This window comes from Porcipelethomonas ammoniilytica (genome assembly GCF_025567485.1).
Lineage (GTDB): Bacteria > Bacillota > Clostridia > Oscillospirales > Ruminococcaceae > Porcipelethomonas > Porcipelethomonas ammoniilytica.
The window spans coordinates 308,095-333,975 of sequence record NZ_JAOQKH010000001.1 but is presented as its reverse complement, the minus strand read 5'-3'; the positions used below and the strand labels follow the sequence as shown (position 1 = coordinate 333,975).

The 25,881-nt window shown below is 46.8% G+C and carries 32 protein-coding genes; 30 read left to right on the top strand and 2 right to left on the bottom strand.

Features of this window, described 5'->3' with window-relative positions:
• The first annotated feature begins 172 nt into the window (after nt 1-172).
• The 19 genes from OCV67_RS01575 to OCV67_RS01485 all read left to right on the top strand — a co-directional run bounded on the left by OCV67_RS01575 (nt 173) and on the right by OCV67_RS01485 (nt 16,276).
• On the top strand, nt 173-412 hold the full coding sequence (locus OCV67_RS01575; protein ID WP_262644161.1) for a DpnD/PcfM family protein: 240 nt from the start codon (nt 173-175) through the stop codon (nt 410-412).
• A 39-nt stretch (nt 413-451) separates the two neighbouring features.
• Entirely contained in the window at nt 452-829 is a 378-nt protein-coding gene (locus tag OCV67_RS01570; RefSeq protein WP_178084954.1) for a DUF3846 domain-containing protein, read from the top strand.
• A gap of 187 nt (nt 830-1,016) precedes the next feature.
• Complete coding sequence (locus OCV67_RS01565; protein WP_147642087.1) at nt 1,017-1,130, top strand: DUF3789 domain-containing protein; 114 nt, start codon at nt 1,017-1,019, stop codon at nt 1,128-1,130.
• On the top strand, nt 1,127-2,599 hold the full coding sequence (dcm, locus tag OCV67_RS01560; RefSeq protein WP_147642086.1) for a DNA (cytosine-5-)-methyltransferase: 1,473 nt from the start codon (nt 1,127-1,129) through the stop codon (nt 2,597-2,599). Before OCV67_RS01565 ends, dcm begins: the two co-directional genes overlap by 4 nt.
• Nucleotides 2,596-2,925, top strand: a complete 330-nt coding sequence (locus tag OCV67_RS01555; RefSeq protein ID WP_147642085.1) for a MobC family plasmid mobilization relaxosome protein — start codon at nt 2,596-2,598, stop codon at nt 2,923-2,925. The genes dcm and OCV67_RS01555 overlap by 4 nt, the downstream gene beginning before the upstream one ends.
• Nucleotides 2,925-4,343 (top strand): relaxase/mobilization nuclease domain-containing protein, encoded by a 1,419-nt coding sequence (locus tag OCV67_RS01550; protein ID WP_147642084.1) that lies wholly within the window; start codon nt 2,925-2,927, stop codon nt 4,341-4,343. Before OCV67_RS01555 ends, OCV67_RS01550 begins: the two co-directional genes overlap by 1 nt.
• The gene (locus OCV67_RS01545) at nt 4,327-5,151 is read left to right on the top strand and encodes a PcfB family protein (RefSeq protein WP_147642083.1); all 825 of its coding nucleotides are present in this window, start codon (nt 4,327-4,329) and stop codon (nt 5,149-5,151) included. The genes OCV67_RS01550 and OCV67_RS01545 overlap by 17 nt, the downstream gene beginning before the upstream one ends.
• A gap of 145 nt (nt 5,152-5,296) precedes the next feature.
• Nucleotides 5,297-6,181 (top strand): hypothetical protein, encoded by an 885-nt coding sequence (locus tag OCV67_RS01540; RefSeq protein WP_147642082.1) that lies wholly within the window; start codon nt 5,297-5,299, stop codon nt 6,179-6,181.
• 2 nt (nt 6,182-6,183) lie between these two features.
• Entirely contained in the window at nt 6,184-6,378 is a 195-nt protein-coding gene (locus OCV67_RS01535) for a hypothetical protein (protein ID WP_015523962.1), read from the top strand.
• Nucleotides 6,362-8,149 carry a VirD4-like conjugal transfer protein, CD1115 family gene (locus OCV67_RS01530; RefSeq protein WP_147642081.1) on the top strand — a complete coding sequence of 596 codons (1,788 nt, stop codon included), beginning with the start codon at nt 6,362-6,364 and terminating at the stop codon, nt 8,147-8,149. The genes OCV67_RS01535 and OCV67_RS01530 overlap by 17 nt, the downstream gene beginning before the upstream one ends.
• Nucleotides 8,150-8,163: 14 nt before the next feature.
• Nucleotides 8,164-8,514, top strand: a complete 351-nt coding sequence (locus tag OCV67_RS01525; RefSeq protein WP_147642080.1) for a glutamyl-tRNA amidotransferase — start codon at nt 8,164-8,166, stop codon at nt 8,512-8,514.
• A gap of 17 nt (nt 8,515-8,531) precedes the next feature.
• Nucleotides 8,532-8,747 (top strand): hypothetical protein, encoded by a 216-nt coding sequence (locus tag OCV67_RS01520; RefSeq protein WP_147642079.1) that lies wholly within the window; start codon nt 8,532-8,534, stop codon nt 8,745-8,747.
• A 71-nt stretch (nt 8,748-8,818) separates the two neighbouring features.
• On the top strand, nt 8,819-9,403 hold the full coding sequence (locus OCV67_RS01515) for an MT-A70 family methyltransferase (RefSeq protein ID WP_147642078.1): 585 nt from the start codon (nt 8,819-8,821) through the stop codon (nt 9,401-9,403).
• Entirely contained in the window at nt 9,393-10,229 is an 837-nt protein-coding gene (locus OCV67_RS01510; RefSeq protein ID WP_147642113.1) for a hypothetical protein, read from the top strand. Before OCV67_RS01515 ends, OCV67_RS01510 begins: the two co-directional genes overlap by 11 nt.
• 15 nt (nt 10,230-10,244) lie before the next feature.
• On the top strand, nt 10,245-10,592 hold the full coding sequence (locus OCV67_RS01505) for a PrgI family protein (RefSeq protein ID WP_147642077.1): 348 nt from the start codon (nt 10,245-10,247) through the stop codon (nt 10,590-10,592).
• Nucleotides 10,589-12,934 carry a VirB4-like conjugal transfer ATPase, CD1110 family gene (locus OCV67_RS01500; protein WP_147642076.1) on the top strand — a complete coding sequence of 782 codons (2,346 nt, stop codon included), beginning with the start codon at nt 10,589-10,591 and terminating at the stop codon, nt 12,932-12,934. Before OCV67_RS01505 ends, OCV67_RS01500 begins: the two co-directional genes overlap by 4 nt.
• A gap of 24 nt (nt 12,935-12,958) precedes the next feature.
• Nucleotides 12,959-13,759 (top strand): class B sortase, encoded by an 801-nt coding sequence (srtB, locus tag OCV67_RS01495; protein WP_147642075.1) that lies wholly within the window; start codon nt 12,959-12,961, stop codon nt 13,757-13,759.
• Nucleotides 13,749-14,543, top strand: coding sequence for a phosphoadenosine phosphosulfate reductase domain-containing protein (locus OCV67_RS01490; protein ID WP_147642112.1), 795 nt, complete (start codon nt 13,749-13,751; stop codon nt 14,541-14,543). Before srtB ends, OCV67_RS01490 begins: the two co-directional genes overlap by 11 nt.
• Nucleotides 14,531-16,276, top strand: coding sequence for a CHAP domain-containing protein (locus OCV67_RS01485; RefSeq protein WP_147642074.1), 1,746 nt, complete (start codon nt 14,531-14,533; stop codon nt 16,274-16,276). The genes OCV67_RS01490 and OCV67_RS01485 overlap by 13 nt, the downstream gene beginning before the upstream one ends.
• 135 nt (nt 16,277-16,411) lie before the next feature.
• Here the strand turns inward: OCV67_RS01485 and OCV67_RS01480 are convergent, their stop codons facing one another.
• On the bottom strand, nt 16,412-16,837 hold the full coding sequence (locus tag OCV67_RS01480; RefSeq protein ID WP_147642073.1) for a MerR family transcriptional regulator: 426 nt from the start codon (nt 16,835-16,837) through the stop codon (nt 16,412-16,414).
• Nucleotides 16,838-16,962: 125 nt separating this feature from the next.
• Between OCV67_RS01480 and OCV67_RS01475 the strand changes: the two genes are divergently transcribed.
• The 4 genes from OCV67_RS01475 (at nt 16,963) to OCV67_RS01460 (ending at nt 20,831) form a co-directional block, all read left to right on the top strand.
• The gene (locus OCV67_RS01475) at nt 16,963-17,796 is read left to right on the top strand and encodes an aldo/keto reductase (protein ID WP_147642072.1); all 834 of its coding nucleotides are present in this window, start codon (nt 16,963-16,965) and stop codon (nt 17,794-17,796) included.
• The gene (locus OCV67_RS01470) at nt 17,790-19,157 is read left to right on the top strand and encodes an MATE family efflux transporter (RefSeq protein WP_147642071.1); all 1,368 of its coding nucleotides are present in this window, start codon (nt 17,790-17,792) and stop codon (nt 19,155-19,157) included. Before OCV67_RS01475 ends, OCV67_RS01470 begins: the two co-directional genes overlap by 7 nt.
• A 76-nt stretch (nt 19,158-19,233) precedes the next feature.
• Nucleotides 19,234-20,334 (top strand): aldo/keto reductase, encoded by a 1,101-nt coding sequence (locus OCV67_RS01465; RefSeq protein WP_147642070.1) that lies wholly within the window; start codon nt 19,234-19,236, stop codon nt 20,332-20,334.
• A 98-nt stretch (nt 20,335-20,432) separates the two neighbouring features.
• The gene (locus OCV67_RS01460) at nt 20,433-20,831 is read left to right on the top strand and encodes a winged helix-turn-helix domain-containing protein (protein WP_262644153.1); all 399 of its coding nucleotides are present in this window, start codon (nt 20,433-20,435) and stop codon (nt 20,829-20,831) included.
• 185 nt (nt 20,832-21,016) lie between these two features.
• Here OCV67_RS01460 and OCV67_RS01455 read toward each other — a convergent pair whose 3' ends face one another.
• The gene (locus OCV67_RS01455; protein ID WP_147642069.1) at nt 21,017-21,901 is read right to left on the bottom strand and encodes an AraC family transcriptional regulator; all 885 of its coding nucleotides are present in this window, start codon (nt 21,899-21,901) and stop codon (nt 21,017-21,019) included.
• 127 nt (nt 21,902-22,028) lie between these two features.
• On the opposite strand from OCV67_RS01455, the gene OCV67_RS01450 reads away from it, so the two are divergent.
• From OCV67_RS01450 to OCV67_RS01420, 7 genes are read left to right on the top strand one after another with little or no spacing between them, the layout of a single operon-like run.
• On the top strand, nt 22,029-22,712 hold the full coding sequence (locus tag OCV67_RS01450; RefSeq protein WP_147642068.1) for a DNA-3-methyladenine glycosylase family protein: 684 nt from the start codon (nt 22,029-22,031) through the stop codon (nt 22,710-22,712).
• Nucleotides 22,675-22,911 carry an Ada metal-binding domain-containing protein gene (locus OCV67_RS01445; protein WP_147642067.1) on the top strand — a complete coding sequence of 79 codons (237 nt, stop codon included), beginning with the start codon at nt 22,675-22,677 and terminating at the stop codon, nt 22,909-22,911. The genes OCV67_RS01450 and OCV67_RS01445 overlap by 38 nt, the downstream gene beginning before the upstream one ends.
• Nucleotides 22,912-23,268: an antibiotic biosynthesis monooxygenase family protein gene (locus tag OCV67_RS01440; RefSeq protein ID WP_147642066.1), complete on the top strand. Its 357-nt coding sequence runs from the start codon at nt 22,912-22,914 to the stop codon at nt 23,266-23,268.
• 15 nt (nt 23,269-23,283) lie between these two features.
• Nucleotides 23,284-23,874: a GNAT family N-acetyltransferase gene (locus tag OCV67_RS01435; RefSeq protein WP_147642065.1), complete on the top strand. Its 591-nt coding sequence runs from the start codon at nt 23,284-23,286 to the stop codon at nt 23,872-23,874.
• Between the two features lie 2 nt (nt 23,875-23,876).
• Nucleotides 23,877-24,410 (top strand): methylated-DNA--[protein]-cysteine S-methyltransferase, encoded by a 534-nt coding sequence (locus OCV67_RS01430; RefSeq protein WP_147642064.1) that lies wholly within the window; start codon nt 23,877-23,879, stop codon nt 24,408-24,410.
• Nucleotides 24,407-25,183, top strand: coding sequence for a methyltransferase domain-containing protein (locus OCV67_RS01425; RefSeq protein WP_147642063.1), 777 nt, complete (start codon nt 24,407-24,409; stop codon nt 25,181-25,183). The genes OCV67_RS01430 and OCV67_RS01425 overlap by 4 nt, the downstream gene beginning before the upstream one ends.
• Nucleotides 25,184-25,233: 50 nt before the next feature.
• Entirely contained in the window at nt 25,234-25,638 is a 405-nt protein-coding gene (locus OCV67_RS01420; RefSeq protein ID WP_262644149.1) for a winged helix-turn-helix domain-containing protein, read from the top strand.
• Nucleotides 25,639-25,881 lie beyond the last annotated feature (243 nt).

The following is a 25,881-nucleotide window of genomic DNA, read 5'->3' as shown; positions in this document are numbered from 1 at the left end:
GGTGTTTTCCATGTGTTTCTCTCCTTTTTTTATTATTATACCATCTTTCGCTTTTTGCTGTCCACTTTTTTAGTATAGCACCATCCCCGTATCAAAAACAGCGACGAATTACGCTGTCTATTGATTGCGCTGGAGGACGAGTGCGGTATTAAGTTTTCTCCGCAATCCGATAATGCCAAAGCGATTTATGAATCATATGGAAAAGGAGCAAAGAATGATGAAAACCTATGAAGTTACGATTACCGAAACCCTGCAAAAGACGGTTGAGGTCGAAGCCAATTCCCGTGAAGAAGCCGAAAGGCAGGTTGAGCAAAAATGGAACGACAGCGAATATATCCTCGACGCCGATTCTTTTGTCGGGGTGGATTTCTCCGCAAGGTCAAATGAGCGCAGCCGTGATTATGAACGATGAAAGGAGCTTTCCGCTATGAGTGAGGAAAAGAAAATCAAGGTGGTATTACTGGAACCGGGCAAGCTCGCCCGCACCGCTGAAATCGGCACTTCTCTTGAAGATTTGCAGAAAATCGTTGACGGACTGATCGAAGCCTATTATCCGTTTGAGGAACAGGTCTGTATCGTCTGCAATGAGGAAGGCAAAATCAACGGTATGCAGCCGAACCGCAGCGTAAAAAACGAGGACGGCGTTATGGTGGATTTCATCTGCGGTCCTGCCTTTATCTGCGACTGCCGGGGCGAGAGCTTTGACAGTCTTTCCGATGAACAACTTGCCCGTTATACAAAGATGTTTCGCTATCCTGAACACTTGGTAAAGCTGAACGGTCAGCTAATCAGAATCCCGTTCAACCCGCAGCGGGAGCATGAACGCTGAATATATTTCGGTCGGTGGCAAAATGTTCGGCCTATGGGACGAACGCTATGCGATATACCAGCAAGCATCGCCTTTGTGATACCACAAAGGCAAAAACTTGTCAGGGGTAACCCCTGAAACCCTTAATCCGCTCGTCCCCGTAATAAACGGAGGGCGATATTTTTATGCGCTGAAAGGAGGCGTATGTATGAGCGAACTGCTCTTTTTCATCATCGGGACTATGCTCGGCGGTTGTATCGGCATTGTGACAATGTGCCTGTTTCAATGTGGCCGCCTGCGCGGAAAGGACGACGACAAATGACCGAACCTTTAACCTTTTTAGATTTTTTCAGCGGCGTGGGCGGTTTCCGCAAGGGCTTTGAGCTTTGCGGCATGATCTGTAAGGGTCATTGCGAAATAGACAAATTCGCAGACCGCAGCTACCGCGCCATACACGATATACAGGAGGATGAATGGTATGGAGAAGATATTACCCAAACCGAACCCGCAGACCTGCCGAGGGTCAACCTATGGGCAGGCGGATTCCCGTGTCAGGACATTTCTGTATCTGGCCGGCAAAGAGGGCTTGCCGGAAAACGAAGCTCTCTATTTTTTGAAATCATTAGACTGCTCAAAGGCACGCCTACCGAAGATAGACCCGAATGGCTTGTCCTTGAAAATGTTAAAAATCTGCTCTCCGTTAATCGGGGATGGGACTTTGCAACCGTTCTCAATTCGCTGGCCGAAATCGGCTATCATATCGAATACGGACTGCTTAATTCACGCTTCCACGGCGTTCCGCAAAACAGAGAACGAATCTACCTTGTCGCTTATCGACATTTTAGAGCCGACGGTGGACGAAAAATATTTCCTGTCACCGCAAGCGACGGCAAGGCTCTTATACAGCTAATTGGCGGCACGCAGGGCAAGCGTGTTTACGACCCCGCAGGTATTAGTTGTACGCTGATGAGCGAAGGCGGTGGCTTTGCTGGCAGGACGGGAATGTATTTTATCGACCTGTGCAAAGGCAATCCCAAGCTGACGGAAAACGCCCGCTGTATCAAAGCGAGATATGACAGCGGGATCGGAAACCGCAGCGCCGATAATTCGGGCGTGCTTTGTATGGGTGCAGACTGTCCCGACCGCACCGAGGAAACGGCGCTGATTCAGCTAAAACGAAGCGAGCCGAAAATCCGGGAACAAGATTACACCAAATGCTTGATCGCAGGCTACAACAAAATTGGAGTAAGCAACCGGGGCGAAAGCTCCGGCGTTTTTTATGGCTGCCGCGCTGTGTTGACCCCCGACCGTGAAAACAAAAGGCAGAACGGCCGCCGTTTCAAGGAGTGCGGCGAACCCGCCTTTTGCCTGAATACGCAGGACAAACACGGCGTTTATCTCTGCGCCTGTGATTCCTGCGAACACGCTCTGAAAATAAAGAACGCCACCGCCGCCGGATATGCCGAGGCGAAATGCGGCGACAGTATCAATCTTGCTTTCCCCGACAGTAATACCCGCCGTGGTCGTGTGGGTAAGGGCTGTGCGCAGACGCTTGATACTTCCTGCAATCAGGGCGTGCCGCTTGGCTGCGGACGAATCCGCAAGCTGACGCCCCGTGAGTGCTGGCGGCTGCAAGGCTTTTCCGATGATATGTTTGATAAAGCGGCTGCCGTCAATTCCGACGCCCAGCTATATAAGCAGGCAGGCAACGGCGTGACGATTCCCGTTGTGTACGCGGTCGGCAAGCGTATTGTTGAAATTCAAGAGGAATTAGATAAGGAGGATTTATGAGAAAACGCAATGTTCACATTCAATTCTGGCTCGATAAAAAGGAAGCCGAGGCGTTTCAAAAGAAAGTAAAGCGCAGCGGTCTTTCCCGTGAGGCGTATTTGCGGCACTTGGTAAATGGGCTTGAACCGCAGGACGCCCCGCCGCCCGATTACTACGCCATGATGAGGGAACTTCACGGGATCGGCAACAACCTGAATCAGATTGCCGTCAAAGCCCACACCCTGAATGTTCTCGATGTGCAGAGGTACGACGAGGCCTGCCGCAAGATTGATACGGCTATCAGGAAAATCACCGAGGCGGTCATTTTGCCCCGCCCGATGAAGTAATGGCTACTACCTCTATTTGGCGTGTGAAAGGCTGGCTCGGCAAGGTGGTTGTCTATGTGGAAAATCCCGATAAAACAATGAACCCAAAATTTTATACCGATGAAGATATGACCGAACAGGACGGACAGGAGCTTTCCGATGTTATCCGCTATGCGGTCAATTCCCGAAAAACACAGAAAGCAGATAACGAGGACTGCGCCGTAGTTCACCGTTTTGTGTCGGGGATCAACTGCTCTCCCTCTACCGCCCGTGATGAAATGCTTGCCGTGAAAAAGCGGTTCGGCAAAGAAAACGGGACGGTTGCCTACCACGGGTATCAATCCTTTGCCCCCGGTGAGGCGCCCCCCGAAATGGCACACGAAATCGGGATGAAGCTCGCCGCCCGTTTGTGGGGCGACCGTTATCAGGTGATTGTGGCGACCCACCTTGACAAAGAAAATCACCTGCACAATCACTTTGTGCTGAATACGGTGTCCTTTGTGGACGGAATCAAATACCACCGCACCAAAAAAGATTATCACGATATGCAGACCGTTTCCGATGCGCTTTGCCGTGAGTACCGTTTATCGGTGATTGAAAATCCGCAGTACGGGAAAGCCAAGCAATACGGCGAATGGCGTGCCGAGCAGGAACAGCGCCCCACTTGGCGGGGGCTGATTCGCGCCGACATGGACGAGGCTATACGGCAGTCTATGACCGAACGGCAGTTTTTCGATAACCTGCGAAAAAAAGGCTATGAGGTCAAGATCGGAAAGGATATTTCGGTACGGCCGCCGGGCAAAGAGCGCTTTGTAAGGCTGATACGCAATTTCGGTGAGGACTATTCCATTGAACAAATCCGCAGACGGATTCTGTCGCAGACACGGGCTGAAAAGAAACCGTCCGCACCGACCCGTCAAGTGATACGGATTCGGCTGTTCGGCAGCTTGGAAAAGACCCGCAAAATCACAGGTTTTCGGGCGCTGTATTTTCACTATTGCTACCTGCTGGGGATCTTCCCGAAAAACAATCCGAAACAAAATAGGCGGCTTCATTTCCTCTTGCGAGAGGACTTGCGGAAGCTGGACGCTATCACCGCCGAAACAAGGCTGCTTGTGGGTCATCGTATTGATACCGCCGAGCAGCTTTTTTCGTATCAATCCGAGGTGAAAGACAAAATTACGGCTCTGACCGCCGAACGAAAGCAGCTTTACAAATTGCAGCGAACGACGGCGGTTAAAGCCAATCCCAAAAAGGCGGCGGAAATCAAAGATCGAATATCCGTGTTGTCAAAAGAGCTTGCCGCTCTGCGAAAGGAGGTGTCTTTATGTGACGATATAGCCGAACGCTCCGGCGTTATCAAAGAGAAAATCAAAGCCGTCCGAGAGGACGAGCAAATCAAAGGAAAGGAGAGAACCGACCATGTACAATTCCGGTGACGCAGCGGAACAAATTGTAAGGATCAGTTTAGAGGGTACGGAAGTTGCCTTAAAGCTGACCGGCTCTGCGGCAAAGAATATCGCCGCAATGATTTATACTGTTCTGAAAAACAGGGATAAGAACAAGACCAAAGGCAGGCAGCGTTTGACCGCTATGCTCAAAAGCGGCAAGGAACTGAAAGTGTTTACCGTCAGCGAGGAGCATTTGAAACAGTTTGCCGCCGAAGCCAAGCGGTACGGCGTTGTTTATTGCGCTCTGCGGGGTAAAGAAAAATCCGCTGACGGTATGGTAGATATTATGGTTCGTGCCGAGGACGCTTCCAAAATCAACCGTATTGTGGAACGCTTCAAGCTGGCGGCAGTCGATACTGTTTCTATTAAGCGGGATATTGAAAAATCCAAAGCCGAGAAAACTGCCGCCCCCTCTGCTCCCGAACAGGAGAAACCCGACAAGGAGGCCGACGACCGTTTGCTTGACGATTTAATGGGCGCGCCTGTGAAAAAGGAGGAACGGACACCGCAGAATCCCGAAGTCAGCAAAAATGCTTCTTTTGGGAAAGCGGCGGAGAAATCCCATCCGTCCGCGCCTATCTCAAAGAAGCAAAGCAGAACCGCCGAGGGTACTGTTAAACCGCCCGAAGAACGCCCCTCTGTTCGTGAAGAACTGCGGGAAATCAAGGCGAAACAGCAAGAGGCGGCGGCTACCGCCAAAGAAGAACCCACCGTATCAAAAAATCCGACCAAACAGCAGACGACCGCCCACAAGCAGCCGTCCCGAAAAAAGAAACCCAAATCAAAGGAGAGATAAGGCCGAAAAATGAAACGAGCGCTAAACGCGCATTAGCCGCTTTCGGCCCCAATTTGTTCCTTTTTGTGCAGAGGCACAAAATTTCTTTCTGCTAATCAGCAGAAAGAAACCGAAACAAATTCATTAGAAAGGTATGGTACTAACAATGAACAATTTTGACGATATTTTTGAACCCGCCCCGCAAGCCGAAGATTTTGACAAAGAGGCTTGGGCGGCAAAGAAAAAGGCTGAGCGTGACGAGGTTTACGCCCTTGCCGACGCCACCGCCGAGGAAGTATGCACAGACGGCGGCAAGTTCCGTGACTATCTGGATGTGCAGGCAAATTTCCGTCACTACTCCGCTACCAACGCCCTGTTGATTCTGGCGACGAAACCCGACGCCCGCAGGCTGGGCGACAAGGATTTTTGGCGCGATCAGGGCGTGTATATTAAGAGGCAGGAATTTGGCCGTCCTATTAAGATCGTGGAATCTAACGGCGAGTACACCCGTGACGACGGCAGTATCGGCGTGTCATATAACATCAAGCGAGTGTATGATATTTCGCAGACCACTTCCCGCATGAGGGCGCAGCCGCCTGTTTCTCACGACGAAAGGGCTTTGCTCGGCGCACTTATTTACAAAAAGCCTGTGCCGATTCAGTCTGTCGATGAGCTGCCCGACGGTATGGGTGCATTGTATGACCCCGAACAGCAGGCTATTTTTGTTTGCCGAGGACTTCCCGCAAACGACCTGTTTTGTTCCGTTTCCAAAGCATTGGCCGAAGCGGAGCTTGTGCGTGCAGGTGACAGTACCCCCGAAACCGCTGATTTTAAGGCAAAAGCTGTTTCATATATTCTCGGTAAACAATTCGGTGTAGATGTCAGCCGTTATGCGTTTGATGATATTCCCGCAGATATGCAGGAAGCCGATCCGCAGACGCTTCGTGCTGAACTCTCCGACATTCGGGACACAGCTTTTGACATTTCCGCAAGAATGGCAAGGTCGCTGGAACAGAGCAAAGCGCCCCGCCATACGGAACAGGAGCGCTGATTATGGAGAAAACAGAAAAACGGGTGCTGACGCTCGACCGCTACGAACACGGCGTTGTTATCAATGCCCTAAATGAAATGCGAAACGACCTGCTGGAGGAAGAACGCCCCACCGATATTGTTGACGAGGTTCTTTTGAAAGCAATCGACGCCCCTACTAAAAAGGTTAGGTGCAGGAACGATGAAGCGAGGGAATAACTCTCTTGTCCTCTGCCTGTTCGGGATTTTTCCCGTTGTGTGGCTGGGGCTTCTGATCGCTCCCGCCGCACATGGAGGACTGCCCGAAATCCTTGCCCGGTTTCCTGCGGCAATGAACGACCCGTTTCATATAGAGCTTTGCGGGGAAAGCGTAAAAACTGTCCTCGTTTTGTTTTGTGTATACGGTCTTTCTATCGGCGTATTCCTATCTTCTCGCCGCAACTACCGCAGGGGTGAAGAACACGGCTCGGCGAAATGGGGCAACGCAAGAGCCGTCAACAAAAAATACCGGGCGATAAAGCCGGAGGAAAACAAGATATTCACACAAAATGTTCGTATGGGCTTGGATGACCGAAAGCACCGCCGCAATCTCAATACGATTGTCGTGGGAGGCAGCGGGGCGGGAAAAACGAGGTTCTATGGTAAAGTGAATTTATACCAAGCGTCCACCACCAGCTACCTGTGTTTAGATTGCAAGGGGGAAATGCTGCGGGACACGGGATATTTGCTGAAACAAAAAGGCTATGAGGTGCGTGTGCTTGATCTTCTGAATATGGAGAAAAGCCATTGCTACAATCCGTTTGTGTATCTCCGTGACGATAACGATGTGCAGAGGCTTGTAACAAACCTGTTCAAAAGCACAACGCCGAAAGGCAGTCAATCCAATGACCCGTTCTGGGACACGGCGGCAAGTATGCTGCTCTTGGCTCTCATTTTCTATTTGAAGTATGAGGCGCCGCCCGATGAACAGAATTTTTCAATGGTTATGGAAATGCTGCGTGCGGCTGATGTCAGAGAGGATATGGACGAATACACCTCGCCGCTGGACGAACTCTTTGAACGGCTGGAAATGCGCGATCCCGACCATATAGCCGTGAAGTATTACAAGGACTATCATTCCGGCTCGGCAAAGACCCTGAAAAGTATTCAAATCACTTTGGCGGCAAGGCTTGAAAAATTTAACCTGTCCTCTTTGGCGGCGCTGACCGCTACGGACGAATTGGATTTGCCGTCGCTTGGTGAAAAGAAAGTTGCGTTGTTTGCGCTGATACCTGATAACGACACTTCGTTCAATTTCCTTGTCAGCATTTTATACACGCAGCTTTTTCAGCAGTTGTTTTATTTGGCCGACCACAAGTACGGCGGCAGTCTGCCCGTCCCCGTTCACTTCCTGATGGACGAATTCGCCAATGTGAGCTTGCCGGATGATTTTGACAAGATATTGTCCGTTATGCGCTCAAGGCGGGTGTTTGTTTCGATTATTTTGCAAAATTTAGCGCAGTTAAAGACCTTGTTTGAAAAGCAATGGGAAAGCATTGTCGGCAACTGCGACGAATTTCTTTATCTCGGAGGCAACGAGCAATCCACGCATAAATATGTGTCGGAGCTTTTAGGCAAGGCCACCATTGATACCAACACCTACGGCAAATCGTCGGGGCGTAACGGCAATTACAGCACAAATTATCAGATTTCCGGGCGTGAGCTTATGACGCCGGACGAGGTTCGTATGCTGGATAACTGCTGCGCCCTTTTGTTTATCCGCGGTGAATTGCCGATTATGGACGAGAAATACGACATCTTGAAACACCCGAATGTATCTCTTACCACAGACGGCAGCGCCGCACCTTATGAACACGGCGGGACGGAACACGCCATTGCTACGCTCTCCCTTGCGGGAATCCCCGCAGAGGACATTCCCGATATGGAAGAAACAGAACCCGATTACGAGCTTCTTTCCGATGAGGATATAGAAGCTCTGTTTTCAATTTAAGGAGGTATTGCAATATGAAGAACTTTAACAAGAACAAGACCACGAACAAGCTGCCTATGCCCGGCAAGGTGAAAAAGGGATTCCGCTTTTACTGCGCTGTCGTTATGGCGCTTGCCTTTACCCTCGGATGCTCGATGACGGCCTTTGCCGCAGGCGACCCGATCACCGTTGTAAACAATTTAAGTGATTTTATTTTCGGCCTGATTCGTGCGGTCGGTTTGATTCTGCTCGGCTGGGGTATTGTGCAGGTTGGCCTGTCTTTTCAGTCCCACGACCCCAGCCAGCGTTCCAACGGATTTCTCACCCTTGCAGGCGGCATTGTCATTACCTTTGCAAAAGAAATCCTTACCCTGATTACAGGCTGAAAGAGAGGAAGATCGCAATGGAAAAATGCGAGTGCTATATCCACTCTCTGAAACAGGGAGAAACCCATGTTCTCGGTGAAGCGACGATTATCAGGCGCTTGGGCGACAACGACTATCTGGCAGAGTATAACGGCGTGAAATGTCACGCAATATTCAATCCCTTTGCCGGACGGTATTTTGTGGACGATGTGTACGGCGTTATCCGCAGTTCGCCCGACCGGGACAGCAGATAACAGAACGATACGGCATACGGGGCAGGCTGCAAGCGGCGGCCTGCCCTTACTATGCCTGAAAGGAGGACGCTGTGAAGAAATACAGCATTATTTACGCAGATCCGCCGTGGCGGTATAAAGTGTATTCCAAAAAAGGTTTAGGGCGTTCGGCAGAAAGCCACTATCCGACAATGGAACTTGAAGATATACAGGCATTGCCTGTCGGAGAGTTAGCCGATACGGATTGCGTTCTTTTTATGTGGACGACAATTCCGCTTTTGAAAGACTGCTTTTCCGTTATGAAAGCGTGGGGCTTTGAATATAAGACGGTCGCCTTTGTCTGGATCAAGCAAAACCGAAAATCTGATTCTCTTTTTTGGGGTATGGGACACTGGACGCGAGCTAATGCGGAATTTTGTATGCTTGCTACCAAAGGACGCCCAAAAAGAAAATCCGCAGGCGTTCATCAGGTGATTATTTCCCATATTGAGGAACACAGCAAAAAGCCTGATATTGTCCGTCATAAAATCATTGAGCTTGTGGGCGACCTGCCCCGTGTAGAGCTTTTCGCAAGAGAAAAAGCGGACGGCTGGGACGCTTGGGGCAACGAGGTTGACTGCGATATTGAAATCGAGGGCTACCGTGAACGGTCGGGGGGTGATTTTGTTGTCGGATAACTGGGTCGTACAAAACCTTGAAAACGCCCTTGAAACATGGAACAGCAAACTTGCCGAGATATGGCAGCTTATCACCCAATCCCCCGAACAGTTTAAGGGCGGCACGATTTGGAATGTCATTGTCAATATCCACGGCGCAGTACAGGCGATAGGGCTTGCCCTGCTCGTGCTGTTCTTTGTTGTCGGTGTGATGAAAACCTGCGGCTCGTTTGCAGAACTGAAAAAGCCGGAGCACGCATTAAAGGTCTTTATCCGCTTTGCGTTGGCAAAGGCCGCCGTCACCTATGGTCTGGAACTGATGATGGCTTTGTTCAATATCGTACAGGGGCTTATTTCCACCATTATGACCGCTGCGGGATTTGGTGCAGCAGGTCAGACGGTTTTGCCCGCTGAAATCGTGACAGCGGTTGAGGACTGCGGATTTTTTGAATCTATCCCATTATGGGCGGTGACGCTGATCGGCGGCCTGTTCATTACGGTACTGTCTTTTATTATGATAATGACGGTCTACGGCAGATTTTTCAAACTCTACCTTTACACGGCGATTGCGCCGGTGCCGCTGTCTGCCTTTGCAGGCGAACCCTCGCAGAATGTCGGCAAGAGCTTTATAAAGAGCTACGCCGCCGTTTGCTTGGAGGGGGCAATTATCGTGCTTGCCTGCATTATCTTCTCCCTGTTCGCTTCGGCCCCGCCCGTAGTTGACCCCAACGCTGCGGCGGTTTCTATGGTATGGAGCTATATCGGGGAGCTTGTGTTTAATATGCTCGTCCTCGTGGGCGCGGTCAAAATGGCCGACCGTGTTGTGCGTGAAATGATGGGACTGTAAGGAGGTGCAAAGATTATGGAAGTCAAGATCAACCGTGAAATCCGCAACTACACCGAATCAATGTTTTTCGGGTTAAGTATGCGGCAATTCATTTTTTCCATTTTGGCGGTCGCTGTCGCCGTAGGGCTGTACTTTCTCTTAAAGCCCTATGTCGGGACGGAAACTGTGTCGTGGATGTGTATTCTCGGCGCTGCTCCCTTTGCGGCGCTGGGATTTATCACCTATCACGGCATGACCGCCGAGCAATTTATCTGGGCATGGATTCGCTCGGAGCTTTTAGAGCCGAAAGAGCTTCGTTTTGAATCCTCGAATTTCTACTATGAAGCGCTCAAAGACAAAATTGATACAGGAGGTAAACGATGATTAAGACCTTAAAAAACCTGCTGAAACAGGATAAAGAGCGATATTCCGTCCCCCGCAAGGTGCAGGATATTATCCCGATTCAGCGTATCTGGAAAGACGGTATTTTTCAGGTGGGAAACCGCTTTTCCAAGACCTATAAATTCAGCGATATAAACTACCTCGTGGCAAGCCGTGAGGATAAAGAGGCTATGTTTCTCGCCTATTCCGAACTGCTCAATTCGCTGGATTCCGGCGCTACCACGAAAATCACCATCAACAACCGCAGACTGAACAAGGCAAATTTTGAGCAGTCGATTTTAATGCCTATGCGCGGGGATTCCCGTGATGTGTACCGCAAAGAATATAATCAAATGCTGCTTGACAAGGCCACCGGCGCAAACGGCATTATGCAGGAGAAATATATCACAATCTCCGTTGCCAAAAAGGATATTGAGGAAGCCCGCACTTACTTTTCCCGTGTGGGCGCAGACCTGATTTCCCACTTTGCCGCCCTCGGCTCAAAGTGTACCGAGCTTGACGCAGGCGAAAAGCTGCGGGTGCTTCACGACTTCTACCGTCAGGGCGAAGAAGCCGCCTTTCATTTCGACCCGCAGGATATGATGAAAAAGGGACACGATTTCAGGGACTATATCTGTCCCGATTCTATGGAAAAGAACAGCGATTATCTGAAGCTCGGCGAGAAATATTGCCGGGTTCTTTTTTTGAAAGACTATGCTTCGTATATAAAAGACAGTATGGTAACGGAGCTCACCGATTTTAACCGCAATATGATGTTGTCTATTGATGTTGTCCCCGTACCCACCGACGAGGCGGTGCGTGAGGTGGAAAACCGCCTTTTAGGGGTCGAAACAAACATTACCAACTGGCAGCGCAGGCAGAACGCCAACAACAATTTTTCCGCAGTCGTCCCGTATGATATGGAGCTCCAGCGTAAGGAAAGCAAGGAATTTTTGGACGACCTGACAACGAGGGATCAGCGCATGATGTTCGCCGTCATTACTATGGTAATCACCGCCGACGATAAAAAGCAGCTTGACAGCGACACCGAAACGGTGCTGTCCGTTGCAAGAAAGCATATGTGCCAGCTTGCCGTTTTGAAGTTCCAACAGTTCGACGGCCTGAATACCGTACTGCCAATCGGCACAAGGAAAATCAATGCTTTTCGTACTCTTACTACCGAGAGCCTTGCGGTGTTTATGCCGTTCAAGGTACAGGAGGTGCAGGACAAGGGCGGTATCTATTTCGGGGAAAACGCCATTTCTCATAATCTCATTATGTGCAACAAGGCGAACCTTTTGAATCAGTCTGCTTTTCTGCTCGGCGTTCCCGGTTCGGGTAAATCCTTTTCCGCAAAAGAACTGATTGCCTTTCTGATTCTCAACACCGAGGACGATGTGCTGATCTGCGACCCTGAAAATGAGTTTGGCGCTCTGGCGGCGGCTTTGGGTGATGAAACGGCGACCGTCATTCATATGGCGGCAGGCGGCAAAGACCGCTTGAACGCCATGTATATGGTTGACGGCTACGGCGAGAACAACCCCATTGTGGAGAAATCGCAGTTTATTATGTCCCTTGTAGAGCAGATCGACAGAACCGGGGTCGGCCCGCAGCAGAAATCTATTATCGACCGCTGTACCGCCCTTGTGTATCAGGAGGCCGAGGCGACGGGCAAAACCGCTACTCTCTGCGATCTCCGCAATAAACTATTGGAACAGCCCGAAGAAAAGGCAAAGGAAATCGCCCTGTCTTTGGAACTGTTCACCACGGGATCGCTTGATATTTTCGGACACGAAAGCACCGTAGACCTCGACAAGCGGATTGTCGTCTTTGACATTCACAGCTTGGGCGATCAGTTAAAGCCCACGGGACTTTTGGTTATCACCGATACGATTCTGAACAGGGTTACGCTCAACTGGAAAAAAGGCAAGCGTACCCATGTGTTTATCGACGAGTTCCATGTTGTGTTTGAGAACGAGCAAAGCGGCATTTTCTTTAACTCTGCTTGGAGGCAGTTCAGAAAGAGAAACGGCTATCCGACCGCTATTACGCAGAATGTGGAATATCTGCTTGATTCCGTACAGGCAAGCACAATGCTTTCCAACTCTGAATTTGTGGTTATGCTCAATCAGGCGTTTTCCGACCGTTCCAAGCTCTCGAAACTCTTAAATATCTCCGACGAGCAGATGAGCTATGTTACCAACGCGGACGCAGGCTGCGGTCTTATCAAATACGGCTCGGCTCTTGTACCCTTTATCAACCGCTTTCCGAGAGATACAAAGCTGTATCAGCTTATGACAACCAAACCCGGCGAGGGCGTGTTCGGCGGCGGGGACGCTTCTTAAATCTAAAACAGGAGGACAATTCTTATGAAAAGCAAATATCTGATGATCGGGGCGGCTGTATGTGCCGCCCTTTTCCTTTTCTCCGGCGTTATGCTTTATCGGCAGTATGCAGACGAGAAACAGAGCGCCAAAGCCTTTGACAATATCGCTGCGCTTGTGCAGGACGAAACGCCGCCCGTCGATGAGCCGCAGGAATCCGAATCCCCGCAGCCCGAACGAACCGCCTTTGAAAAGTACGCTGCGGTCTATGAGCAGAACAGCGATTTCGTGGGCTGGATTTCTGTTGGCGGCACAAACATCGACTATCCCGTTATGCAGACGATTGACAACCCGAATTACTACCTGAAACACAGCTTTGAAAAGCAGTACAGCGATTACGGCGTTCCCTATGTGCAGGAAAACTGCGACCTCGGACTTTCCGACAACTGCGTTATTTACGGCCATCATATGAATAACGGCAGTATGTTTGCCGATCTCTGCAAATATGCCGACGAGGATTTTTACCGGGCGCACAAAACAATCCGCTTTGATACGCTGTCCGGCTTTGGAGAATATGAGGTTGTGGCGGTATTCAAGACCGTCGCTTACTCCGAACAGGGCTTTCAATATTACCACTTTGTCAATGCCGAGGACGAAACCGCCTTTAACGAATATATCTCTAAATGCAAGGAGCTTGCTTTCTATGATACGGGCGTGACCGCAGAATACGGCGACAAGCTGATAACCCTTTCCACCTGCGAATACAGCAGACAAAACGGCCGCATGGTCGTTGTAGCGAAAAAGATTGTTTCGCCCTCTTTGGAGGTGGGCGAAAATGAAGCCTGAAAAATATGTCCTCTCTCTTTCAGGCGGTAAGGATTCAACGGCTATGCTCTTACGGCTCTTGGAAGAAAAACGACCTGTTGACTTGATTCTGTTCTGCGACACGGGGCTTGAATTTCCGCAGATGTACGAACACCTTGACCGCTTGGAGGCGTATATCGGCAGACCCATTATCCGGCTGAAAGCGGCGCACGATTTTGAATACTACTTTTACGAGTACAACCCGAAACGAAAGAATCCCGCGCTGTCGCAGTACAGGGGTATGAGCTGGCCCGGTCCCCGTGGCCGCTGGTGTACGGGGATTCTCAAAACCCGTATCGTTGCCGCCTATTTGAAAAAGCTGAAAGAGGAATATACGGTTATTGAGTATGTGGGGATTGCCGCCGATGAAACAAAGCGAATCAAGGACAAAAATTACCCGCTTGTAGAATGGGGAATGACAGAAAAGGACTGTCTTTCCTATTGTTACAGGCGGGGTTTTGATTGGGGCGGTTTATATGAGATTTTCAGCCGTGTTTCCTGCTGGTGCTGCCCTCTGCAAAGTTTGGAGGAATTGCGGAAGCTGTATCGGCATTTTCCCGACCTATGGCGGCAGCTTGAAGAATGGGACGAATCCACTTGGAGGACATTTCTAAAAAACTATTCCGTCCGTCAGCTTGCCGCCCGTTTTGATTTTGAGGACAAATGGCAAGCCGCAGGCGGCAATATCCGAAGCAGGGCGTTTTACTCTGCTCTGCGGCAGGAGCTTTCACGGCTCGGATCGGAGGTGACACAATGCCGGAGATAAAGACAAGGGAGGTTGCGAAAGGGACAGTTAAGGCGATTGATAAATCGGCGGTTGCCGCCGAGCGTATGAAATCAGCCTATATCCGTACCAAAGACAAAGCGGATCACAGCCTTTATTCTGCAGAGGGTTCGCCCGATGAATACGCCGCCGACCGTATTTCGGGCGGGACGGAAACCGCCGCCCGTGAAGCCGTCCACCGGCTTGACAAGTTCGGGCGAAAGGGCATAAAGGACACAAAAGAGAATATTTCCAAAGCAAAAGACCATTTTCAGCAAAAGAAAGCCGACTTCCCGAAAAAGCAGGCTCAAAAATCTATGCAGAAATTTCGCCGTTCTGCCGAACCTGCGAAACAATCTATCAAGACGGTGGAACACAGCGGCAAGACTATTAAGCAAACGGCGAAATCTACGGGCAAGGCAACCGTCAAGACCGCAAAGGGTACCGTCAAAACCGCGCAGAAAACCGTTAAGACCGCCGAGCGTACTTCCAAAGCGGCAATCAAGACGACCCAGCAGGCAGCGAAAACGGCGCAGAAAACCGCACAGGCTACGGCAAAGGCCGCCAAAGCTGCGGCGCAGGCTGCCCGCACCACAGCGAAAGCGGTTGCAACGGGTGTAAAAGCTGCGGTCAAAGCCACCATTGCGGCAGTCAAGGCAATTATCGCCGCAACAAAGGCGCTGATTGCCGCTATTGCCGCCGGGGGCTGGGTTGCGGTTGTTGTCATTATCGTTATTTGTCTGATCGGCCTGATTGTCGGTTCGTGTTTCGGTATCTTCTTTTCAAACGAGGACAGCGGATCGGGTCAGACTATGCAGACGGTCGTTCAGGAAATCAATACCGACTATCAAACGCAGCTTGACACGACAAAGGCGAATATTTCCTATGATGTGCTGGAAATGTCCGGCTCCCGCGCCGTATGGCCGGAAGTGCTTGCTATTTATGCGGTCAAGACGACCACCGACCCCGACAATGCACAAGAGGTTGCCACGATGGACGATTCCAAAAAGGCGATTCTAAAAGATATTTTCTGGCAGATGAATGAAATATCTTCCCGTACTGAAACAAAGACCGAGGAAGTGATTACCGAAACCGACGACGGCCACGGGAATATTGTGGAAACAACGACCACCGTTACACGAACCTATCTGTATATCACGGTCAGCCATAAGACCGCCGAGGAAATGGCGGATCAGTACAATTTCAGCGCCGACCAGCGAAAGCAGCTTGCCGAACTTCTTGCCGATGAAAACCGCAGTATGTGGAGCGCTGTTCTTTACGGTATCGGCACAGGCGACGGTGAGATTGTGACGGTCGCTTTGTCGCAGATCGGCAATGTAGGCGGTGCGCCTTATTGGTCGTGGTACGGCTTTAACTCCCGTGTGGAATGGTGCGCCTGTTTCGTTTCGTGGTGCGCTAATGAGTGCGGATATATCGACGCAGGCGTTATCCCGAAATTTGCAGGCTGTGTCTGGGGTGTCGAATGGTTCAGAGATCGCGGACTATGGCAGGATAACAGCTACGAACCCCGTCCCGGTGACATTATCTTTTTCGATTGGGATAACAAAGGCTCGTCAGGCCCGCAGGACGGAGAATCCGATCATGTGGGGATCGTTGAGAAAGTCGAGAACGGCATAGTTTACACCGTGGAGGGCAATTCCGGCGATAGCTGCCGTGAAAATCACTATGCCGTAGGGTATTATGAGATATTGGGGTACGGTGTGCCACAGTATTAGAAAATCAGCCGCCTGCAAATGCAGACGGCTTACATATTTTCATATAAAGCGTTAAATCATTTTAATGAAAAGGGAATTATTTCAGGAATGGACTAAGATTTTTATGCACTTCCCGAAAAAGCACATATAGGTTATTCAATGATGTTCGGGGCGTGTTTTTGGTGTCCATGTTTTTGGATTGCTGTCATCCGGAATAAGTCCAGACAAAATTTGTTCATAGTGCTTTACTTTTTCGTCCATATAAGTCGCTGTTGCTTTGGCTTCATCTATTCGCTTATATGCCTGTTCCCGCTGACGGAGAATAATTTGATACCTTGCTCGGAGGTTTTCTTCCGATTCTTCCAAATGGCAAAGGCGGCAGTATTCTTTGATGTCCTCAATAGAAGCGCCGCAGCCTTTTAAGCAGGTGATCCCCTGCATCCAATTTACAGATTCTTCGTCAAACACACGGCGGTTTCCTCCGTCTCGTTGGCAAGGGAGCAATCCAATATCCGTATAATATCGTATGGTATGTTCGGTAGTGTCAAACATTTCTGCAAACTGCCTGATTGTGTAGTACATGGTATCCTCCAAAAAAATTTTTGAAAAAATTGAAAAGCCTATTGACTTCGTGTTACACGAACTTGTTATAATTATAATAACACAAATCTGAGGATTGTGCAAGTATCAAATACGGAGGTTTTATTATGGATTTTGTAAAATTGAATAGTGGCATTGAAATGCCTATGCTTGGCTTTGGAACATTTCAGGTACAAGGCGAAGAATGCGAAAAAAGTGTTCTCAGCGCAATCAAAGCAGGTTATCGTCTGATCGACACAGCGGAGGCCTACGGCAACGAAGAAACGGTAGGTAACGCTATCGCAAGATGCGGTGTATCACGAAGCGAGCTTTTTATTACCACAAAAGTTAATTTCAAATCCTATGACAACACAAGAACAACCGTGGAAAACTCTATGAGAAAACTACAAACGGAATATATTGACATGGTACTGCTCCATTGGCCGTTCGGAAATGTTTACGCTGCTTGGCGTGATTTGGAAAAGCTGTATGAAGAAGGAAAAATCAGAGCAATCGGTGTTTCAAACTTTGAACCGGACAGACTGATTGATCTCATTTCATTTAATAAAGTAAAACCGGCAATCAATCAAATCGAAACGCATATCTACTGCCAGCGTCATACCGAGCATGAATGGGAAGATAAATACGGCGTAGCGCATCAGGCATACGCTCCGCTTGGTCAAGGCCGTGCAAACGATATGTTTGAGGAAGAAGTCATAAAAAGGATTGCGAATAAGTATGGGAAAACACCAGCACAGGTATCGCTGCGTTTTCTGCTGCAAAACCATGTCGTTATCATTCCGAAATCCGTACACGAAAGCCGGATGAAAGAAAATATTGATATTTTTGATTTTGAGTTGACTGCAAATGAACTGGAAGCAATAAGGGCTTTGGACAAAAGAACAGCTATGATCGGAAATCCTGAAACGCCTGAATTGGTCGAGAGTGCTATGAAATGGTAAAATCAGAAAAAGGCGGCGTAATTGTTTTGACAGAAGGCAGACCGTGGAAATGTATTCTGCGGTTTGCGCTTCCTCTGTTTTTCGGAAGTTTATTACAGCAGATGTACTATACGGTGGACGCCATGATGGTAGGACATCTTGCAGGCGAGCAGGCTCTTTCCGGCGTTGGAACTTGTGCGGTGCTGACGAATCTCCTGATTGCTTTTTCGGTTGGCTTTTCTGCCGGTTCCAGCATTATATCTGCACAATATTTTGGAGCGAAGCAATATCAAGGAATTGCGAAAAACGCCCTCGCTTCTATGCTTAGTTTGATTTTCCTCGGTCTTTGCATCGGCGGCTTGAGTATTGGATTCGGTAGGCCCATGCTCCATTATCTCGTGTCTGTACCGGATTCTCTGCTTGATTATTCCGAGACTTATTTTAGAATTTGTGCAATCGGGTTTTTGTTTCAATTTGTTTATAATGGAGTGGCGGCTTTATTGCGCTCCATAGGAGACAGCAAAGCTTCATTGTACTTTCTGCTTCTCTCCACTGTAATCAATATTATTTTGGATTATTGTTTTCTGGCGTGGTTGAATATGGGTGTTGTCGGTGCTGCATGGGCAACGGTAATATCACAGCTTTTTGCCTGTGTGGTAAGCTTTGTTTATATGTATCGCAGATATGAAATACTCCGCTTTTTTAATAAAAAGATAAAAGTATCCATATCGGATGTAATTCTTATCGTTAAGACAGGTTTGCCGATGGCATTGCAGTCTATGGTCGGAACAGTATTTAATCTTTTTGTGCAGCGATTGGTAAATAGCTTTGGCGAGGCAATGATTGCGTCTTATACAGTTGTAAGCCGGATCGAGGGCTATATGCATCTGCCCACATCCACATTGTATCAAGCGCTTCCAACCTATACGGCACAGAATATTGGCGCAGGAAAACGAGAACGCATTCGCATTGGATTGAGACATACGGTGATTCTTGCAGTAGGTTCAACCTTTATTATATCGGTAATTACTTTCTTCTTTGCAGCACCGTTGGCGGCATCCTTTGGAATAGAAGGTCTTTCCGCTTCTTATTGTGCAGAAAATATTAAATGGCTATCGTTCCCGATTTTACTCTTTGCCCTATATTTCCCATGCACAGGTTTATATCAAGGCGTTGGTAAAGGAATGATTTCTACGGCGCTGTCATCCGCCTTTTTAACGATATGTCTGATTTTTGCATATACGCTGCAATATATACCTGCTATCGGATATAGGTCGCTTTTTATCTGCAAACCGATGTCATGGGCGATTATCTCCGCAGTCAATTATATGTATTACTTTAAGGGAAAGTGGGAAACGGCCAGCGCTATAAAAATGAATTAGGAGGGTTAAAGGTGAAAACAAGGAAATTAGGAAATCGAACAGACGCAGATATTGCAAAGTTAAGGAGGATAGATTGATGGAATACAGGACTTTGCGCAATGGACAAAAAATTAGCACAATTGGAATAGGCGTAGGTAATTACGGATATGAGAGTGTTTCTGCGGAGGAAATAAAGCGTATCTTCGAGACAGCATTTGAACAGGGCGTAAATTTCTTTGACACCTGTATGTCTGTATCATGGCCTGCAAAAGTCATTGCGGAGACAATTAAAGGCAAGCGAGATCAGCTTGTCATGCAAAATCATTTGTGTGTAGCCTACCCGGAGGGCGAATATCAGCATTTGCTGAAATTGTCCGAGATAAAAGACGCCTTTGGGAAAGAACTGAAAAAATACGGTACGGATTATAGTGATATTGGAACAATTCATTTTGTGGATGAAGATTACGATTTGCAAAGACTGATTGATACAGGTGTGATTGATTATGCGTTTGAACTGAAAAAACAGGGCGTTATCCGTAATGTTGCCTTTTCTTCCCACACGCCCTCTGTGGCAAAAAAGGCTCTGGATGCCGCTGATTTTGACGCTATGTTTTTCGGGGTAAACGCCGGATATGACTATGAACCATCTGACGATGGACTTGTACTTTCTGAGGAACGGACTGAACTATATCGGGAATGTTCCAAACGAGGCATTTCCATTACAGTTATGAAAGTCTATAATAACGGACAGCTTTTGGATGCACGATTATCACCTTTTGGAAGAACGATGACGCCGGCACAATGTTTGCAATATGCCCTTGACCGCCCTGCCGTTGTATCTTGTTTAGCGGGCGCTGTCACCTCGGAGGAAATGAAAGAAACTCTGCGTTTTTATGAAACCTCTCAAGCAGAAAGGGATTATTCTTTTATAGGCGCATTGCAGAAAAAGGATATGGCAGGGGTTTGTACTTATTGCGGACATTGTATGCCCTGCCCACAAAAAATAGAAATCAATGCGGTCAGCCGCTATTTTGATTTAGTCAAAGCCGGTGATCCGATGGCAATCCACCATTACCGCAATTTAGAGGTTCAGGCAGACGCTTGTGTGGAATGCGGACATTGCAAAGAGTTTTGCCCGTTTCATGTAAATATGCCAAAACGAATGAAAGACATAGCGAAATTTTTCTCTGCAAAATAAATTGAAGGAGTAACAATTTTCCGTTTAATACATTGTTGACATATCTTAATATTCATATAAAGGGAGGTGAGAGTATCGGACGAATCATCATTTTAGAGTTGACAGAGCGTGACAGTTCTGCATTTGAGGATATTCTATCCTTTTTATCACGCCACCCTGATTTGAAAAAATGGGAGCTTCGAGATGAGCCGATGTTATCACTTCCCGGACTTGAAATTAACCTTGCCCGTAGAAAAATTACAAGTAACGGACAGGCAATTTCATTAACGGCAAAGGAATACGATATTTTCTGTTTGTTAGTGGCTAATAACAACCGTGTGCTGACCTACGACCAAATCTATGAAAAGGTATGGGGTGATTTTTCTTCGGGTAGCGAGCGGGAAACAATCGGTTTCCATGTCAGAAATCTACGCAAAAAACTATTTGATACCGACCAAGAACCCGCGTATCAAATAGAGAGTATTCGGGATGTCGGCTATCGGTTTCAGTATAATTAAAAAGTATCAAGCAGCAGCCTGTTTCATCGGGCTGCTGCTCTTTTAATTACAGCGATAGCTGCCGAGAAAATCACTACGCCGTAGGGTATTACGAGATACTTGGGTACGGTGTGCCACAGTATTAAGATACAGTAAAAAAAGCGGAGGTATTCATCCCTTCGCTTTTTTCTACATACTAAAATACTTTATCCATTCGCATTTTTCATTCTATATTCTCTCGGTGAAAGTCCTGTTTTTTCCTTAAAACACTTTCCGAAATGGCTGACTTGGCGAAACCCTACGCTGTCAGCGATATTGCCTATCGGTTCGTCAGAATTTTTCAGTAATTCAGCAGCTTTTGAAAGCCTGTATTCGGTCAGATATTTGTAAGGTGTGGTCTGCATACTTGTCTTAAAGCAACGCAGACATTCCGATTTGCTGACATTTGCACTCCCTGCAAGTTTGTCAAGAGAAACATCCTCTCCGTAATGTTCGTTTATGTACTGTAAAAATTTCTGCATACGAACGCCCATAACCGTATCGGTGTTTTCAGTTGGAACTTGAATATTACGACACACTTCAAGCCAAAGTGTGGAGAGCAGACAAAGCACTTCATAGGCGTAAAATTCGGTTTTCCTTTTTTCAAGGTCTGCAAGATGGGAAAGTACAGATAAAATAGATTTACACCACTCTGTTTCTTTTGAAAAGCAGCAGATCGGAAATTCGTCTTTACCGACAATGCGTTCCACAAAATCCGCTCCGGGACTGCCAAAATAAAATTTAAGAAAGTAATCAGGAAAAATAAAACTGTTGTAGTGACAGGAAAAGGATTTTTTAACAAGGTGTATCACATTTTTATTGATAAAAATACCGCTGCCTTTATCTATCCGCACCGATGTATCTAAAGTCTTTATTTCTATTTCGCCGTCAAGTACATAGATAAACTGTAAATCCTCGTGCCAGTGCATAACTTGAAATCCGGGATTTCTCGGATAACTTTGGTCGTTAATTACATCCAGCACAAGGTACGGAAAATTTGATTCAGCATTCAGATTTACGGAGTTTATATAATTGTTTCGCAGGTTTTTCATTTCCATTCCTTCTTATTTGGAGATATTGTGATACTATTTGACGATATTTCAATATTATATCGCCTTGATTTATGATAATATTATACTGTAAAAAGAAGTCCAAGTCAAGACAGGGGGTGAAACAGATATGTTTTTCCAATATGGCGAAAAAGAGGTTACATACCTGAAACAAAAAGATAAACACCTTGCAGAAGTAATTGATAAAGTCGGAAAGATTGAGCGTGAAGTGGATACGGATCTGTTTTCTTCCGTTGTTCATCATATTATCGGTCAGCAAATTTCAACAAAGGCACAGGCAACTATTTGGCAGAGAATGCAAGATGATCTTGGTATCGTCAACGCCGATACCATCCTTATCGCAGGGATAGATAAATTACAGTCTTTTGGAATGACCTTCAAAAAGGCGGAGTATATTACAGACTTTTCGATAAAAGTACAAAGCGGAGTTTTTGATTTAGAGGGAATTTGGGATAAATCAGATAACGAGATTATAGCGGAACTGTCGGCATTAAAGGGTATCGGCGTTTGGACAGCCGAAATGATTTTACTTTTTTGTATGCAGCGTCCGAATGTGTTCAGCTACGGTGATTTAGCTATTTTGCGTGGTATGCGCATGGTATATCACCACCGAAAAATCGACCGCAAACTGTTTGAAAAATATCGTAGAAGATTAAGCCCCTATTGCAGCGTAGCAAGCCTGTACTTTTGGGCGGTGGCAGGCGGTGCAATACCCGAAATGAAAGATTATGCCCCGAAAAGGAGTCGCAATGAAAATGAACGAACAAGAAAAAATGCTGGCAATTCAAAATAGGGACACCTCTTATGACGGAAAGTTTATCTATGGTGTGAAAACAACAAAGATTATATGCCGTCCGGGCTGTCCCGCCAAAGTACCGCTTGAAAAGAATATAATGTTTTTTGACACGATAGAAGAAGCAATAGAAAAAGGCTATCGACCTTGCAAAAGGTGTAAGCCGAAATTTGTTCATCAATCACAGGAGGAAAAGTAAATGAATAATATCATCGTATTATTTGAAGTGACCGTTAAAAACGGAAAAATGGACGACTATTTGAAAATGGCGGGTTCGCTGAAAGAAAGCCTTGCAAGTGCAGAGGGATTCATTCGTTCCGAGCGTTTTTCTTCCCTTGCTGCTGAGGGCAAACTGCTTAGTATGTCAGTCTGGAAAAGCGAAGAATGTGTTTCAAAATGGCGAAATCTTACTGCACATCGTATGGCACAAAAACACGGCAGAATAAATGATTTTGCAGATTACAAAATCACAGTTGTAACGCCTGTCCGCACCTATACGATGACCGACAGAACAGAAGCACCTGCGGATTCCAATAAATATTGGGAAGCACAATGAAAGGAAATGTAACCTATGAATACGGTCATAATCAGAGCTGCAAAACAGGAAGATATAAAACGCATTTTAGAAATTTATGCGCATTATGTTAAAAATACAGCAATCACCTTTGAATATGATGTTCCTAATTTGCAGGAATTTCAAAACAGGGTATATAGCATAATGGAGCGTTATCCTTATTTAGTAGTTGAGGTGAATGGAGTAGTTCACGGTTATGCTTATGCAGGGACTTTTATAGGAAGGGCAGCATACGAATGGTCATGCGAAACGACCATATATTTGGATTGTGCCGTTCAAAAGAACGGATTAGGGCGTAAGCTTTATGAAGCACTTGAAGAATATCTGCGAGGTATGGGAATTTTGAATATGTATGCTTGTATCGCTTGTCCCGAAACAGCAGATGAATACTTAAATAATAACAGTGCAGAATTTCACACGCATTTAGGGTTTCACAAAGTCGGAGAATTTCATAAATGCGGATATAAATTCGGTCGTTGGTACAATATGATTTGGATGGAAAAGGTCATAGGAGAACATAAAAAGGAACAAATGCCCGTAAGGTTTGTTCAGAATACAATGCTCTATGCCGAAAATACGGAGGTGTAACAATGGTTTATACATATCATTATCAATCGCCTTTGGGCGGTATCACGCTTTCAAGCAACGGAACAGAGCTGACAGGGCTTTGGTTTGACGGGCAAAAATATTTTGGAGATACGCTCTCGAAAAAATATGAAGAAAAGAGCTTGCCGGTATTTGAACTGTCTGTTCGCTGGCTGGATATTTATTTCAGCGGCAAAGCACCTGATTTTACGCCGCCGTTATGTATGCAGACAACGCCTTTTCGTAAAGCCGTGTGGGAAATTATGCTGACAATTCCTTTTGGGGAAACAATGACCTACGGCGAAATTGCGGATAGAATTGCAAATCAAAAAGGACTTTCTAAAATGTCCGCACAGGCTGTTGGCGGTGCAGTAGGGCATAATTCCATTTCACTCATTATCCCTTGTCATCGTGTTGTTGGCACAAACGGCAGTCTGACAGGTTATGCAGGCGGCATTGAAAAAAAAGTACAACTTCTCAAATTGGAAAAAACCGATATGTCATCATTTTTCGTACCGAAGAAAGGAACAGCCTTATGATTTCATCAAATGCAAAAACAATACAAAAATCCTTTACCGAGCAGGCGAAGAACTTTGAAACAAAATCAATGAATTTTACAAAGCAAGAATATTTGGAGCATATGGTTTCGTGTGTCGCTCCTCAAAGGTCAGACACCGTTTTAGAGGTGGCGGCAGGAACTTGTATATGCGGGCGTTCTCTTGCTCCGTTTGTAGAAAGAGTGGCTTGCCTTGACATGACAACGGCTATGCTTGCAGTTGGAAAAGCCGAAGCCGCAAAACAAGGACTTTTGAATATGGACTTTGTGCAAGGTGACGCCGAGAAATTGCCGTTTTCAGATAACAGCTTTGACATTGTAATCTCCCGCCTTGCTTTTCACCATTTCCCAAATCCGAAACGATGTTTTTCAGAAATGGCAAGGGTTTTGAAAACAGGCGGTAAGCTGATTGTCATTGATATGGAAGCAGCCGAAGAAACATTGCGCAATACAGAAGATGAAATAGAAACCTTGCGTGATCCCTCACATATGCATAATTTGAGCAAAGACGAATTTACAGAAATGTTCCGAGAGAGTCATTTGACAATTACGACAATGGATTGTACGGAACTTCCTGTTTCTTTATCCGCTTGGCTTGCTCTTACCAATACGCCTGCGGAAATATCAGCAGATATATTGAAACGACTTGAGAACGATATAAACGGCGGTCAATCGACAGGATTTCAACCCTATATGAAAAACGGAGAAATCTTCTTTAATCATCGGTGGGTTATGATAACTGGCAAAAAGAGTTGAGATTATAGAAAATCACACAGGGAGGCGATAATATCGGACGAATCATCATTTTGGAATTGACAGAGCGTGACAGTTCTGCATTTGAGGATATTCTATCCTTTTTATCACGCCACCCTGATTTGAAAAAATGGGAACTTCGAGATGAGCCGATATTATCACTTCCCGGACTTGAAATAAATCTTGCCCGTAGGAAGATTACAAGTGATGGACGAGAGGTTCAATTAACAGCAAAGGAATATGACATACTTTGTTTGTTGGCAGCTAATAAAAACCGTGTGCTGACCTACGACCAAATCTATGAAAAGGTATGGGGTGATTTTTCTTCGGGTGATGAACGGGAAACAATCGGTTTCCATGTCCGTAATCTCCGCAAAAAACTATTTGATACCGACCAAGAGCCTGCGTATCAAATAGAGAGTATTCGGGATGTTGGCTATCGGTTTCAGTATAATTAAAAATACAAGTAGCAGTCTATTTCATTAGGCTGCTGCTTTTCTTATTTTACAGAAGATATTTCGGGCAATTTTTCAACGGTTCTCTATATTCTGCGTTGGTATGACATATTGCTTTCGCATATTGTCTGAACTTGCGATATTCCTCGGCGTAATCTCGGTTTTATCTCGGTGAAATCTCTTTTTCATACAGTATAATCCCTTTATCTACAAAACGGATAGGGGAAAACTGAAAATGCCTGTCGG

What these genes read in the sequence shown, in the direction of transcription:
- OCV67_RS01575 (WP_262644161.1), top strand. Translation starts at nt 173, where the DNA reads ATGCCAAAGCGATTTATGAATCATATGGAAAAGGAGCAAAGAATGATG.
- OCV67_RS01565 (WP_147642087.1), top strand. Translation starts at nt 1,017, where the DNA reads ATGAGCGAACTGCTCTTTTTCATCATCGGGACTATGCTCGGCGGTTGT.
- dcm (WP_147642086.1), top strand. Translation starts at nt 1,127, where the DNA reads ATGACCGAACCTTTAACCTTTTTAGATTTTTTCAGCGGCGTGGGCGGT.
- OCV67_RS01555 (WP_147642085.1), top strand. Translation starts at nt 2,596, where the DNA reads ATGAGAAAACGCAATGTTCACATTCAATTCTGGCTCGATAAAAAGGAA.
- OCV67_RS01550 (WP_147642084.1), top strand. Translation starts at nt 2,925, where the DNA reads ATGGCTACTACCTCTATTTGGCGTGTGAAAGGCTGGCTCGGCAAGGTG.
- OCV67_RS01545 (WP_147642083.1), top strand. Translation starts at nt 4,327, where the DNA reads ATGTACAATTCCGGTGACGCAGCGGAACAAATTGTAAGGATCAGTTTA.
- OCV67_RS01540 (WP_147642082.1), top strand. Translation starts at nt 5,297, where the DNA reads ATGAACAATTTTGACGATATTTTTGAACCCGCCCCGCAAGCCGAAGAT.
- OCV67_RS01535 (WP_015523962.1), top strand. Translation starts at nt 6,184, where the DNA reads ATGGAGAAAACAGAAAAACGGGTGCTGACGCTCGACCGCTACGAACAC.
- OCV67_RS01530 (WP_147642081.1), top strand. Translation starts at nt 6,362, where the DNA reads ATGAAGCGAGGGAATAACTCTCTTGTCCTCTGCCTGTTCGGGATTTTT.
- OCV67_RS01525 (WP_147642080.1), top strand. Translation starts at nt 8,164, where the DNA reads ATGAAGAACTTTAACAAGAACAAGACCACGAACAAGCTGCCTATGCCC.
- OCV67_RS01520 (WP_147642079.1), top strand. Translation starts at nt 8,532, where the DNA reads ATGGAAAAATGCGAGTGCTATATCCACTCTCTGAAACAGGGAGAAACC.
- OCV67_RS01505 (WP_147642077.1), top strand. Translation starts at nt 10,245, where the DNA reads ATGGAAGTCAAGATCAACCGTGAAATCCGCAACTACACCGAATCAATG.
- OCV67_RS01500 (WP_147642076.1), top strand. Translation starts at nt 10,589, where the DNA reads ATGATTAAGACCTTAAAAAACCTGCTGAAACAGGATAAAGAGCGATAT.
- srtB (WP_147642075.1), top strand. Translation starts at nt 12,959, where the DNA reads ATGAAAAGCAAATATCTGATGATCGGGGCGGCTGTATGTGCCGCCCTT.
- OCV67_RS01490 (WP_147642112.1), top strand. Translation starts at nt 13,749, where the DNA reads ATGAAGCCTGAAAAATATGTCCTCTCTCTTTCAGGCGGTAAGGATTCA.
- OCV67_RS01485 (WP_147642074.1), top strand. Translation starts at nt 14,531, where the DNA reads ATGCCGGAGATAAAGACAAGGGAGGTTGCGAAAGGGACAGTTAAGGCG.
- OCV67_RS01480 (WP_147642073.1), bottom strand. Translation starts at nt 16,837, where the DNA reads ATGTACTACACAATCAGGCAGTTTGCAGAAATGTTTGACACTACCGAA.
- OCV67_RS01475 (WP_147642072.1), top strand. Translation starts at nt 16,963, where the DNA reads ATGGATTTTGTAAAATTGAATAGTGGCATTGAAATGCCTATGCTTGGC.
- OCV67_RS01470 (WP_147642071.1), top strand. Translation starts at nt 17,790, where the DNA reads ATGGTAAAATCAGAAAAAGGCGGCGTAATTGTTTTGACAGAAGGCAGA.
- OCV67_RS01465 (WP_147642070.1), top strand. Translation starts at nt 19,234, where the DNA reads ATGGAATACAGGACTTTGCGCAATGGACAAAAAATTAGCACAATTGGA.
- OCV67_RS01455 (WP_147642069.1), bottom strand. Translation starts at nt 21,901, where the DNA reads ATGAAAAACCTGCGAAACAATTATATAAACTCCGTAAATCTGAATGCT.
- OCV67_RS01450 (WP_147642068.1), top strand. Translation starts at nt 22,029, where the DNA reads ATGTTTTTCCAATATGGCGAAAAAGAGGTTACATACCTGAAACAAAAA.
- OCV67_RS01445 (WP_147642067.1), top strand. Translation starts at nt 22,675, where the DNA reads ATGAACGAACAAGAAAAAATGCTGGCAATTCAAAATAGGGACACCTCT.
- OCV67_RS01440 (WP_147642066.1), top strand. Translation starts at nt 22,912, where the DNA reads ATGAATAATATCATCGTATTATTTGAAGTGACCGTTAAAAACGGAAAA.
- OCV67_RS01435 (WP_147642065.1), top strand. Translation starts at nt 23,284, where the DNA reads ATGAATACGGTCATAATCAGAGCTGCAAAACAGGAAGATATAAAACGC.
- OCV67_RS01430 (WP_147642064.1), top strand. Translation starts at nt 23,877, where the DNA reads ATGGTTTATACATATCATTATCAATCGCCTTTGGGCGGTATCACGCTT.
- OCV67_RS01425 (WP_147642063.1), top strand. Translation starts at nt 24,407, where the DNA reads ATGATTTCATCAAATGCAAAAACAATACAAAAATCCTTTACCGAGCAG.